We start from the raw sequence: 11,886 nt of genomic DNA, 5'->3' as shown, positions 1-11,886 counted from the left end.
GCGGCCTACTCTGCGCGCGGCGTTCTGCACAATCCGGCCACGGGGCAAACCCCTGAAAACGGCTGATTTTCGCTGATCCCGAAGCGGGACAAGCTGCATGTAGTGGAGGGGAGTGCGCGCGCCCCAAGGCGTCGGGGGCGCGCGCGATGTCGCGGGATGTCTGGGCGCCTGCCGCGCGTCAGTAAGTGCGGATCAATCCGACAAGTTTGCCCTGCACCTTGACCTGATCGTCGCGCAGCATCCGGGTTTCATAGGCCGGGTTGGCCGCTTCGAGCGCGATCATGCCCGACTTGCGGCGCAGGCGCTTGAGCGTGGCTTCCTGATCTTCGACAAGGGCCACGACGATATCGCCATTCTCTGCTGTGTCGCCTTCTTCTATGACCACGATGTCACCGTCATTGATGCCCGCGTCGATCATGGAATCGCCCTTGACTTCAAGGGCATAGTGGCTGCGACCGGTTCCCAGCATCTGATGCGGGACGGCGACATGGGCGGCCACCTGGCTGATCGCTTCGATGGGGACACCGGCGGCGATCTTGCCCATGACAGGCAGTTCCGTCGCAGCCGCCGCCGCCTCCACCGGCATGGCCCCGGCGGGCTGCGAGGTGCTGCGGTCGCCTTCGATGACGCGGGGCGTAAAGCCACCGCCATTGCCCATGGAATCAGGCATTTTCACGATCTCGATGGCGCGGGCGCGATGTGCGAGGCGGCGGATGAACCCGCGTTCCTCAAGGGCCGTGATCAGTCGGTGAATGCCGGATTTCGAGCGCAGATCAAGCGCTTCCTTCATTTCGTCGAAGGAGGGCGGCACGCCGTCCTTCTGCATCCGCTTGTGAATGAATTCCAGAAGGTCCCTTTGCTTGCGCGTCAGCATCCCCGTCTCCTCGATTGTAACGGCCGTTTTGGCCCCTGCTCAGTTTGCGGGCAATATTCCATGCCCGTTCAGGGTATGTTCTACCCCTGTTCCGAACAATTTGTCAACGAATCAGGAAAAGAGGTGCGTCAGGGGGACATATTCGACCTGATCGCCGGCCTGTTTGCGCGGGTCGTCGACCGGACGAACCAACAGCGCGGAGGCCCCGGACAGGATCGTCAGAAGCGAGCTGTCCTGGCTGGAATAGGGGGTGAGGGTTGGCAGATCGGATCCGGGCGTGAGTTCCGAGCGCATGTAATGCTCGCGCGGGCCGTTCGGGTCGAGGTCGACGCCAAGGCGCGCCTTGAGGCGGGGTCGCGCCCCCGAGGGCAGGCCCATCATCGCGTCCAGCATCGGGATCAGGAACAATTCGGCGCAGACCATGGCCGAGACCGGATTGCCCGGCAGACCCAGCAAAGCCGCCCCGCCCAGACGCCCGGCCATGAGCGGTTTACCGGGCCGCATGGCAATCTTGTAGAAGGCCCGTTCCAATCCCAGACCCGCGGCAACGTCGCCCACAAGATCATGGTCCCCGACCGAGGCGCCGCCGATGGTCACGATCACGTCGGCGTCTTTGGCCAGGTCGAACACCTGCTCCAGGCTTTCGCGCCGGTCGCGCGCGATCGGCAGCAGGCGTGCGTGCCCCCCGGCGGCGTCGATGCGGGCCTTCAACCCGTAGGTGTTGGAGGCGATGATCTGATCGGGGGCGGGGTTTTCACCGGGGCTGACCAACTCGTCCCCGGTCGCGATCAGCGCGACGTCCGGTTTGCGTGATACGCTCAGTTCGGGCGCATTCATCGCGGCGGCGAGTGCGACGTCGGCGGGGCTGAGCCTGCGCGGGGCGTGCAGCATGGCCCCGGCCACGAAATCCGCGCCCGAGGGCCGCACATGGGTGCCCGATCCGAGGTCGCGGCCAAGGGTGATCCGGTCGTCCTCGCGCGTGACGTCTTCCTGAATGACCACGCGGTCGGTGCCCGCGGGCAGGGGCGCGCCCGTGAAGATGCGCAGGCATTCGCCCGGCCCGATGGTGCCCGGCCAATGGTGCCCGGCGGGGGCCTCGCCCACCACCTTCAGGCGGCGGCCAGGGATCGCTTCCATATCGCGGAGCGCGTAGCCATCCATGGCCGAGGCCGAAAAGGGCGGTTGATCGCGCGTGGCAGTGACCGGCGCGGCCAGCACGCGGCCCCCGGCCTCGGTCAACGGCACGGTTTCCGACGCCAGCGGCGTGGCCAGCGCGAGGCATTTGGCCAGCGCCTCTTCGACGGAGATCATCGGCGCGCCTCAGACGCGGCGCCGGGGGATGCCTCAAAGCGCCCCGACTTGCCACCATCTTTAAGAACGACGCGCAAGCCGCTGATCTCCATGGTTTTCTCCGCCGCCTTCAGCATGTCATACACGGTCAGCGCAGCGGTGGAGGCGGCGGTCAATGCCTCCATCTCAACCCCGGTCTGGCCGGTGGTTTTCACGGTTGCGGTAATGCGCACGCCCGGCAGCGCGGTGTCGGGGGCCAGATCGACAGAGACTTTGGTGATCGGCAGCGGATGACACAGGGGGATCAGGTCCGCGCATTTCTTCGCCCCCATGATCCCGGCCAACCGCGCAACGCCCAGAACATCGCCTTTCTTGGCGGTGCCTTCCGTAACCTTTTCAAGGGTTTCCAGCCGCATCTTCACGCAACATTCCGCAACAGCCACCCGGTCGGTGACGGCCTTGTCGGACACGTCGACCATATGCGCCGCGCCGCTTTTGTCGAAATGCGTGAGCTCCGCCATCAGGCCGGCACCGGCGCCGCAAGAAGCGCCCGCGTGGCCGCCTCGACATCGTCCTGCCGCATCAGGCTTTCCCCGATCAGGAACGTCCGCGCGCCGTGGCGCGCCATATCGGCCAGATCACCGGGCGCGAACAGGCCGCTTTCCGAGATCACCATACGATCGCCGGGGACCCGTGCGGCCAGATCGCGGGTGGTTTGCAGCGTGGTTTCGAACGTGTTGAGGTTGCGATTGTTGATCCCCAGAAGCGGCGATTGCAACGCCAGCGCCCGGTCCAGTTCGGCCCCGTCATGCACTTCGATCAGCGCATCCATTCCCCAGGCAAACGCCGCCGCCTCCAATTCGGCGGCCTGCGCGTCAGAGACGGAGGCCATGATGATCAGGATGCAATCGGCCCCCCAGGCACGCGCCTCGGCCACCTGGTAGGTGTCGTATAGGAAATCCTTGCGCAAACAGGGCAGGGTGACGACGGCGCGCGCCGCCATGAGAAACTCGGGCGCGCCCTGGAACGAGGGCGTGTCGGTCAACACGCTCAGGCACGTCGCGCCCCCGGCCTGATAGGCGCGCGCCAGCGCGGGCGGGTCGAAATCGGCGCGGATCAGGCCTTTGGAGGGGCTCGCCTTCTTGATCTCCGCGATCAGGCCATAGCCCTCGGTCTGCGCGTGCCGCAACGCCGCCCCGAACGGGCGCACAGAATCCGCGGCACGGGCCGCGGCCTCTACCTCCGCCAGCGGTCGCGCCGCTTTCGCTGTCGCAACCTCATCCAGCTTATAGGCTTTGATCTTGTCGAGAATTGTGCTCATGGCCCCTCTGATACGTCAATCCGCGCCACCCGTCGAGACGGTGCGCTGTGGTCTTCCATTGGTCAAAAATACCTCCGCCGGAGGCTCCTCCACCTGCCGCTGGCATCGCCGTTCAGCCCCCGTGCGCGTCCCTTGCAGCACGCGCAAAAGACCCTACCCCCCCCGATGTCACCCGCGCCACGGTTTCCACGGCCCGCTTGGCGCTTGCGCTGTCGATGCTGTCGCGCGCAATCTCGACCCCATCGCGGAGTTCCGTCACCCGGCCCGCCACGATCAGGGCGGCGGCGGCATTCATCAAAACCGCATCGCGATAGGCGCCCTCGGCCCCGTCCAAAAGATCGCGGAAGGCCTGCGCGTTTTCATCTGGGGTGCCACCCAGGATATCACGGAACGGATGCACCGGCAGGCCCGCATCCTCGGGATGCACCTCGCGCGAGCGCAGCGTCCCGTCGCGCAGCTCCACCACCTGCGTCGGGCCGGAGATTGAGATTTCATCCGTCCCGTCCGAGCCATGCACAAGCCATGCCGCCTCGGACCCCAGCTCCTTCAACGTCTCGGCCATCGGATAGATCAGGTCGATGGCAAACGCCCCGGTCAACTGCCGTTTCACGCCCGCCGGATTGGTCAGCGGCCCGAGGATGTTGAAGATCGTCTTGCAGCCCAGTTCCTGCCGGATCGGCATGACATGTTTGACCGCCGGATGGTGCATCGGCGCCATCATGAACCCGATCCCGGCCTGCGCCAGGGAGGCCTCCACCACATCCGCGCCGACCATCACGTCGATGCCCATCTGACCCAGGACATCCGCCGCGCCGGATTTCGACGACAGGTTGCGGTTGCCGTGCTTGGCCACCGGCACGCCCGCACCCGCCACCACAAACGCCGTTGCGGTGGAGATATTCAACGTGCCCATCCCGTCGCCGCCGGTGCCCACGATATCCATCGCCCCCTCGGGCGCGGTCACGGCCACACATCGCTCGCGCATCACCTGTGCGGCGGCGGCATATTCCGCAACGCTTTCCCCGCGCGCGCGGATCGCCATGATCAGCCCGCCCATCTGTGCCGGGCTGGCCGCGCCATCGAAGAGGTAGGCAAAGGCTTCCTCGGCCTGCGCGCGGCTGAGCGGCCCTTCGGAGGCCGCGAAAATGATCGGTTTCATGGAATCGTTGGGGGTGTTGGTCATGCGGGCTCGCTTGTCTGGGTCGTCGCAAGGAAGGTTTTCAGCATCGCGTGCCCATGTTCGGAGCGGATGCTTTCAGGGTGGAATTGTACGCCCTCGACGGGCAAGTCGCGGTGGCGCAGGCCCATGATCGTGCCGTCCTCCAACTGGGCCGTCACCTCAAGCTCGGGCGGCAGGCTGGCGCGGTCGACGACAAGCGAATGATACCGCGTCGCGGCGAGCGGCGAGGGCAGGCCCGCGAATACGCCCGCGCCCTGGTGTTGGATTGCGCCCATCTTGCCATGCACGATGTCGGAATGCTGCTGCACATGGCCGCCAAAGGCCGCGCCGATGGTCTGATGCCCGAGGCACACACCGAATACGGGCAGGCCCGCGCCTGCCGCCGCCTTCGTCAGGCTCAGGCAGATCCCCGCCTGGTCCGGGGTGCCGGGGCCGGGGCTGAGCACAATTCCGCGCGCGCCGGACGCCATCGCCTCCTGAACCGAGATCTGGTCGTTGCGCACAACGCGCACATCCGCCCCCAGCTCGCCAAGGTAATGGACCAGGTTGTAGGTGAAACTGTCGTAATTATCGATCAACAGAAGGGACAAAGGGCGACCTCACGCAAAAGGGGGTGAAGGCGCCGCGCGCCCGCGCTATACATGTTTCAAAGCCGCGCGCGGGGGTCAAGGTGGGCCTGCGCGCCGCATCAGCTGCGCCCGGGCGGTGAATCCGGGCCTGAGCAGACAGGAGCAGGGGCCATGAATGGTCTTGGAGTTGGGATCCTTTCAGGACTTTTGGTGTCTGGAGTTGTTATTGCGGGCCTCTCGCTGAGCACGCCACTGCCGGACCGTGCGGAGCCGGCGGTCGGAGCGGATGGCGCCGTGGTGGATGTGCCGGGAGATGCCGATGACGCCGCGGGCGGCGCGGGTCACGGTGACGCCGCGCAAGGGGCCGAGGCCAGCGGCGCCGGGGAGCCCTCGCCGCAAAGCGTCGCGCCGGCTACCGACGCATCTGACGCGGCACAACCCGACGACCCGCAGACCGACGACCCGCAGACCGGCGACCCGCAGACCGGCGGCGCGGAGACCGAGGACACAGGGTCGGCGGCTCCGGCCACAAATGTGCCGCTGCCCTCCGGCAGTGAATTCAACCGCCCCCCGACCGAGGAAGCGGCGGTTCTGCCCGCCCTCGATACCGCGCCCAACGCGGCCAGTCCGACGGCCCCGCAGGCCAATGGGGTACAATCCGCGCCGCGGTTCGACACGTCGCCTGCGGCGCAGCCCGAAGTGTCCTCCGCAGCGCCGTCCGGGATCGCGACGGCCCCGGCGTTGGGCGATCAACCCCAGGCCCCGGCGGGGGCTGCGTCCGGCGCGTCGGATGCGCCGGTCCAGGAGGCAACGCCTGTCTCTCTGTCGCAGCCTTCGGCCAGTGAGACGCCCGAGGTTCAGACCACGCCTGCGCCTGCGCCTGCGTCCGAACCTGCGCCTGACCCCGAGGTCGAGGACGCTGCGGCGGCAGAAAACGCCGCCGAGCCGGTCGCAGGCGATGCAGCGGCGGACCCGGTCGACGGCCCCACTGGCGCGACCACGCCCCCGGCGGAGGCCCTTGCCGAGTTGGACGATACCGAACCGCAGACCCCGGCCTTGCAGGTGCCGCGCTTGCCGACCATCGGCGGGGACGCGGGCGGGCTTGGCGCCGATCCCCCCCTTGCGCCACGCATTCCGCAGGCCTCGCGCCTGCCGCAGAACCTGAGCGATGATATGGGCGGCGCGGCGGCGGTCCCCGACCCCGAGCCCGTTCCGGAGCCGTCCGGCGACCTGCCCGCAATCGAAGCCTTCGCGGCCCCCTTCGACGCCAGCGAAACCCGCCCCCTTTTGGCGGTGATCCTGATCGACGAGCCCGACAGCCCGATCGAATTGTCGACCCTGACCGGGTTGTCCTTCCCGGTGGCCTTCGCGGTCGACGCCTTGCACCCCGACGCCGCGGACCGTGCGCAGGCCTACCGCGCGGCGGGGTTCGAGGTTGTGATGCTTGGCTCGATGCTGGTCGATGGGGCCACGGCCCGCGATACGGAGGTGGCCGTCGGGGCCGCGCGGGTTGTGGTGCCGGAGGCGGTGGCGCTTCTGGACACGCCTGATCATCGCATTCAGGGCGACCGCCCGGTGCTGGACGCGACGGTGGCGATGTTGGCGGAGACGGGCCAGGGCCTTGTGGCGTTTCCGCGTGGATTGAACGCCGCCGAGCAAAGCGCGTTGCGCGCCGGAGTGCCGGGCGCGACGGTGTTCCGGATGCTCGACGACGCCGATGATACCGCGCCACGCATCACCCGCGCACTGACCCGGGCGGCCTTCACCGCGGCGCAGGAAGGCGGCGTGGTCGTGGTGGGCCACACACGGCCCGACACCGTGACGGCGCTGGTATCCTGGGCGCTCAGCGATCGCTCGGAAGCAGTGGCGCTGGCGCCGTTGTCGGCGGTGTTGCTGCGCGACGGGGCGAACTGAGCGGGCGTCGGTGCGGTACGCGTGTCGGCGGCTGCGGATCAGCGGTTGCCGCTGCGCGAGAACAGGCTGGCGTCTTCGGCGGCCTTGCGGATCGCACGGGATTTGTTGACGGTTTCCATGAATTCGGCCTCCGGGTCGCTGTCGTAGACCACGCCACCCCCGGCCTGAATATAAAGCTTGCCGTCCTTGACCACGGCTGTGCGGAGCGCGATGCACATGTCCATGTCGCCGCCCGCGCTAAAATAGCCGACGCCGCCGCCATAGACGCCGCGCTTTTCGGGCTCAAGCTCGTCAATGATTTCCATCGCGCGGACCTTGGGCGCGCCCGAGACGGTGCCGGCGGGCAAACCCGCAAGCAACGCAGACAGCGCATCGTGATCGTCGGAAAGCGCGCCCACCACGTTGGAGACGATGTGCATCACGTGGCTGTAGCGCTCGACGATGAATTCCTCGGTCGGGCGCACGGTGCCGATTTTCGAGACGCGGCCCGTGTCGTTGCGCCCCAGATCCAGCAGCATCAGATGCTCGGCCAGTTCCTTTTCGTCGCCCATCAGATCGGCCTCAAGCGCCTTGTCCTCTTCGGGGGTGGCACCGCGCGGGCGGGTGCCTGCGATGGGGCGGATCGTGACTTCGCCGTCGAAGACCCGCACGAGGATCTCGGGCGAGGCGCCCACGACCTGAAAGCCGCCGAAATTGAAGTAGAACATGAACGGCGACGGGTTGGTCCGCCGCAGCGCGCGGTAGAGCGCAAAGGGCGGTTCCGGAAAGTCGAGGGTCCAGCGTTGCGAGGGCACGACCTGAAAGATGTCGCCCGCGCGGATGTATTCCTTCGCTTTCTCCACGGCTTGCAGATAGCCATCGTGGGTGAAGTTCGAAACCGGCTCGCCCAGAGGCTGCGCATCGCCCATTTCGCGCGCAGCAACCGACGGCGCGCGTTCAAGATCGCGCAGCGCGTCCGAGACCCGTTCGGCGGCCTGCGCATAGGCCGCGCGTGCGCTCAGACCCGACGAGACCCAGGCCGGGCTGACCACCGTGACTTCCCCCTTCACACCGTCGAGCACCGCGATGACGGAGGGGCGCATCAGAATCGCATCGGGCAGGCCAAGCGGGTCGGGGTTCACATCGGGCAGGTGTTCGACCAGCCGGATCATGTCATAGCCGAGATAGCCGAACAGGCCCGCTGCGGCGGCGGGCAGATCGGCGGGCATGTCGATGGCGGATTCGGCCAGCAGCGCGCGAATGGCCTCAAGCGGCGGGGCGGTGCAGGGCTCAAACGTGTCGCGGTCATAGCGCGCGGCGCGGTTGATTTCGGATGCCGCGCCCCGGCAGCGCCAGATCAGGTCAGGCTTCAGGCCGATGATCGAATAGCGCCCACGCACCTCGCCGCCGGTCACCGATTCCAGAATGAAGGCATCGCGCCCGGCCTCCGTCAGCTTCAGCATGACCGACACGGGCGTATCCAGATCGGCGGCCAGCCGTGCATGCACGATCTGATTTTCGCCGCGGTCCCAGCCTTCGCAAAAGGCGTCGAAATCGCTGAGCTCAGCCATCAGGGGAAGGCTGCGTGGACGGAGTTGATGACCGCGCTGTTGGTCGTGAACCCGGCCTCTGCCTGTGTCGCCTGACCATAGGCCTCGAAGATATCGGTCGCGATGGATTGCGCGATGGTCTGGTCGAGGATCTGCAGAATGACGGCCGTGTCCGGCGCCTCGCGGGTGGCGGGGTTGATCGCATCAAGGCGCACGACATGGGCGGCCTCGGCGCCGGGGATCATCACCACATCACCGACGTTTTCCATCTGGAACACCTGCGCAACGGTCGTGGGCGGCAGATCGGGCAAAAGGTCCTGACGGCGGATCAGGCGATCTTCGGCGGTGTCGCCCAGATCCTCCAGCGTGGCCCCCTGCGCCATCTGCGCCACCAGATCCGAAGCGCGGGCGGCAACCGCATCGCGCAGCGCGCTATTGGTCCAGGCCTCTGCGACCGCACCCTCGATCCCTTCCAGCGGAGGCAGGGTGGGGGGCACGATCTCGTCGAGGCGCACGGCGAACAAACCGCCGTCCGACAAGTCCAGCAACTCCGGGAAATCGCCGTCTTCCACGGCTTCAGCGGCGTCGCGGAAATTGTCATAGGCCGCGATGCCCTCTTCGGAGGCGGGCGTGTAGTCAAGCGTGGCAAGGCGCATCGCGCTGTCTGCGGCCAGCTCTTCCAGCGTGGCGCCACTGGCCAGCTGATCGTCGAGCGCCTCGCGCATGTCGTCGATCTCGCGGCGCGCGGCTTCGCCCGCCAATTCCGAGGCCAGGTCGTCACGCGCCTCTTCAAACGTGACCTCGGAGGCTTCCAACACCGCGTTCACCCGAAACAGCGCCGGGCCAAGATCGGTCGCGACCGGCCCGATGATCTCGCTCTCATCGTCGGAGAAGACGGCTTCGGCCGCGGCAGAACCCAGATCCTCGGCGGCCACCTCGCCGATATCGACATCGTCCAGCGTCAGATCCCGCTCGGCCACCAGCGTGTCGAAATCGGTCTCCCCGGCGGCGATCGCGTCAAAGGCGGCCTGCGCGTCGTCGGTTGTGCCGAAGACCAGCCGTTCCAGCAGGCGGCGCTCGGGCTGCACATAAAGGTTGATCCGGTCGTCATAGAGCCCGCGCAGATCGTCTTCGGACAGGGCCACATCATCGCGGATGTGGTCGGGAATGATCCATGCATAGGTGATGCGCCGCGCTTCGGGGCGGGTGAAGCGTTGCGGGTTTTCTTCGTAATAGGCCAGCAGATCGGCATCCGTCGGCTCGGCCAGATCCTCGGCCAATTCGGCCCGGCCCACGGTCAGGCGGGTGAAATCGCGCGTCTCGCCCTGATAGGCGGCGATGGTTTCGGCAAAGATATCGGGCGGGGTCAGGCCCCCGACCACGGCCGCCTGCAACAACGCGCGCGAGATATCTTCGCGGGTGTCTTCCTCGAATTCGCGCGGGGTTGCGCCCTGTTGGGACAGGACGAATTCGTAGGAATTGCGATCAAACGCGCCGCCGGTTCCCTGGAACGCCTGGATCTGCTGGATCTGGCGCGCGACTTCCTCGTCCCCTACCGAAATGCCCATTTCCGAGGCCTCGTGGCTCAGGGCCGCGCGCGCAATCAGGCCGGCCAGCACCTGTTCATCCACGCCGCGTGTGCGCAGCTGCGCGAAGGTCACAACCTCGCCGGTGTCGGCAATCTGGGCGCGCAATTCGTTGTTGAGCGCGCGATAGTAATCGTCGGCGGTGATCTCGACGTCTCCGACGCTTCCCACCTGGCTTGATCCGCCCGCGAACGAGCCGATGCCAAACCCCGCCAGCGCCACAAACAGCAGGCCCATCAGGATCCAGACAAAGATATTGCCGACTTTCTTCGCCGCAGTTTTCGCCATTGCTCAAGCGTCCCTCAGGTTGGGGTGATTTTCGGTTGCAGATCGATACGGGTTTGGCGGTTCGGGGGCAAGCGGTTCAGGGCGCAATCGCGGCCAGTCGCGTCACCATTTCGTCAAGCCCGGCGGCATCGGCATTGGCAAACGCGATGCGCAACGTCGCCTCGGCCTGACCCGAGCCGCCCTGCGCCTTCAGCGGGCCGAACATCGTGCCGGGCAGAACCAGAAGATGCGCGTCATCGACCAACCGTTTGGCCACCGCGTCGGAGGCTTCGGCGAAGGGGTGGCGGACATAGGCGAAATAGGCGCCCGAACCGAGCAGATCCCACTGCGGCAGCCGCTTAAACCCGGTCCGGATCGCGTCGCGCCGCGCGAGGATTTCGAGCCGCTCGCCCGCCAGCCAATCGCCCAGGTTCTGCATCCCCCACAGCGCGCCGATCTGGCCCACCTGCGGCGGACAGATCGCAACGGTATCGAGGAATTTTTCAACCTCCGCCAATCGCGCCTCCGATGCCATGATCGCCCCCACACGGTGCCCCGTCAGGCGATAAGCCTTTGAGAAAGAATACAAATGCACCAGAGTCCCATCCCAATCAGGATCGGTGAACAGGTCGTGCGGCGCGCCATCGGCGGAATGGAAATCGCGGTAGGTCTCATCCACGATCAGCGCCAGATCATGGGCCTTGGCCAGATCGTAGAACGCGCGCATCAAGGCGGCGGGATATTCCACGCCGGCGGGGTTGTTGGGGCTGACCAGCACAATCGCGCGGGTCCGTTCGGTGATCAGCTGCGCCGCCTGCTCGGGGTCCGGCAAAAGGTCCGCACCCGTGGGCAGGTAAACCCCGCGCACACCGGCCATATCCAGCCACATCTGGTGGTTGAAATAGAACGGCAGCGGCACGATCACCTCATCGCCCGCGCCCGCCAGCGTCGCAAGAACCGAGGTGAACGCCTGATTGCAGCCCGCCGTGATCGCGACCTGCGCCGGGCGCACCGCGCCGCCGTACCCCACGCTCCACTGGCTGGCCAATTCCTCGCGCAGCGCGCCAAGCCCCAGAACCGGCCCATAGAGATGCACCGAAGGATCGGTCAGGATCGCATCCGCCATCGCCTGCATCAGCGCCTGGGGCGGCGGATCGACCGGTGCAGCCTGGCTGAGGTTCATCAACGGGTGGTTGTCGGGAAACACCTTGCCGGTGATCCAGCGCCGCGCCTCCATCACCGGGGGCGGAAAGGTCGCCGCGAAGGCGGGATTGATGGGCTGGTTCATTGCATTCCCCCCGAAACCCGCCCGCGCGCAGGTTTCACCATGCGCGGATGGGTTGTTTCATCTTGCCA

The 11,886-nt window shown here is 66.8% G+C and carries 10 protein-coding genes; 1 reads left to right on the top strand and 9 read right to left on the bottom strand.

The window, feature by feature from the left end; translation table 11 throughout:
• Window positions 1–178: 178 nt before the first annotated feature.
• From lexA to V8J83_RS05515, 6 genes are all read right to left on the bottom strand, one after another.
• Entirely contained in the window at window positions 179–874 is a 696-nt protein-coding gene (gene lexA / locus V8J83_RS05540; protein WP_339984285.1) for a transcriptional repressor LexA, read from the bottom strand.
• Window positions 875–985: 111 nt separating this feature from the next.
• A complete protein-coding gene (locus V8J83_RS05535; protein ID WP_339984283.1) occupies window positions 986–2,185 on the bottom strand; it encodes a molybdopterin molybdotransferase MoeA in 1,200 nt (399 codons plus the stop codon).
• The gene (gene moaC, locus V8J83_RS05530) at window positions 2,182–2,685 is read right to left on the bottom strand and encodes a cyclic pyranopterin monophosphate synthase MoaC (RefSeq protein WP_339984281.1); all 504 of its coding nucleotides are present in this window, start codon (window positions 2,683–2,685) and stop codon (window positions 2,182–2,184) included. Before moaC ends, V8J83_RS05535 begins: the two co-directional genes overlap by 4 nt.
• Window positions 2,685–3,485, bottom strand: a complete 801-nt coding sequence (gene trpC, locus V8J83_RS05525) for an indole-3-glycerol phosphate synthase TrpC (protein WP_339984279.1) — start codon at window positions 3,483–3,485, stop codon at window positions 2,685–2,687. The genes moaC and trpC overlap by 1 nt, the downstream gene beginning before the upstream one ends.
• Before the next feature lie 112 nt (window positions 3,486–3,597).
• Window positions 3,598–4,668 (bottom strand): anthranilate phosphoribosyltransferase, encoded by a 1,071-nt coding sequence (gene trpD, locus V8J83_RS05520; RefSeq protein WP_339984277.1) that lies wholly within the window; start codon window positions 4,666–4,668, stop codon window positions 3,598–3,600.
• Window positions 4,665–5,255 (bottom strand): anthranilate synthase component II, encoded by a 591-nt coding sequence (locus V8J83_RS05515; RefSeq protein WP_339984275.1) that lies wholly within the window; start codon window positions 5,253–5,255, stop codon window positions 4,665–4,667. Before V8J83_RS05515 ends, trpD begins: the two co-directional genes overlap by 4 nt.
• A 189-nt stretch (window positions 5,256–5,444) precedes the next feature.
• On the opposite strand from V8J83_RS05515, the gene V8J83_RS05510 reads away from it, so the two are divergent.
• A complete protein-coding gene (locus tag V8J83_RS05510; protein WP_339984273.1) occupies window positions 5,445–7,148 on the top strand; it encodes a divergent polysaccharide deacetylase family protein in 1,704 nt (567 codons plus the stop codon).
• A 38-nt stretch (window positions 7,149–7,186) separates the two neighbouring features.
• Here the strand turns inward: V8J83_RS05510 and trpE are convergent, their stop codons facing one another.
• The 3 genes from trpE to V8J83_RS05495 form a co-directional block, all read right to left on the bottom strand.
• A complete protein-coding gene (trpE, locus tag V8J83_RS05505) occupies window positions 7,187–8,698 on the bottom strand; it encodes an anthranilate synthase component I (RefSeq protein ID WP_339984271.1) in 1,512 nt (503 codons plus the stop codon).
• Complete coding sequence (locus tag V8J83_RS05500) at window positions 8,698–10,551, bottom strand: SurA N-terminal domain-containing protein (protein ID WP_339984269.1); 1,854 nt, start codon at window positions 10,549–10,551, stop codon at window positions 8,698–8,700. Before V8J83_RS05500 ends, trpE begins: the two co-directional genes overlap by 1 nt.
• Window positions 10,552–10,627: 76 nt before the next feature.
• Window positions 10,628–11,818 carry an aminotransferase gene (locus V8J83_RS05495; protein WP_339984267.1) on the bottom strand — a complete coding sequence of 397 codons (1,191 nt, stop codon included), beginning with the start codon at window positions 11,816–11,818 and terminating at the stop codon, window positions 10,628–10,630.
• Window positions 11,819–11,886: the final 68 nt, after the last annotated feature.

The sequence above is a fragment of the Gymnodinialimonas ulvae genome (genome assembly GCF_037543845.1).
Taxonomy (GTDB): domain Bacteria; phylum Pseudomonadota; class Alphaproteobacteria; order Rhodobacterales; family Rhodobacteraceae; genus Gymnodinialimonas; species Gymnodinialimonas ulvae.
The sequence above is the reverse complement of the archived record's forward strand: the minus strand, read 5'-3'. Positions and strand labels throughout refer to the sequence as shown.

Bases quoted from the DNA above. Each gene is read 5' to 3' on its own strand.
- moaC (WP_339984281.1), bottom strand. From the start codon at position 2,685: ATGGCGGAGCTCACGCATTTCGACAAAAGCGGCGCGGCGCATATGGTC.
- V8J83_RS05500 (WP_339984269.1), bottom strand. From the start codon at position 10,551: ATGGCGAAAACTGCGGCGAAGAAAGTCGGCAATATCTTTGTCTGGATC.
- V8J83_RS05495 (WP_339984267.1), bottom strand. From the start codon at position 11,818: ATGAACCAGCCCATCAATCCCGCCTTCGCGGCGACCTTTCCGCCCCCG.
- trpE (WP_339984271.1), bottom strand. From the start codon at position 8,698: ATGGCTGAGCTCAGCGATTTCGACGCCTTTTGCGAAGGCTGGGACCGC.
- V8J83_RS05535 (WP_339984283.1), bottom strand. From the start codon at position 2,185: ATGATCTCCGTCGAAGAGGCGCTGGCCAAATGCCTCGCGCTGGCCACG.
- trpC (WP_339984279.1), bottom strand. From the start codon at position 3,485: ATGAGCACAATTCTCGACAAGATCAAAGCCTATAAGCTGGATGAGGTT.
- trpD (WP_339984277.1), bottom strand. From the start codon at position 4,668: ATGACCAACACCCCCAACGATTCCATGAAACCGATCATTTTCGCGGCC.
- lexA (WP_339984285.1), bottom strand. From the start codon at position 874: ATGCTGACGCGCAAGCAAAGGGACCTTCTGGAATTCATTCACAAGCGG.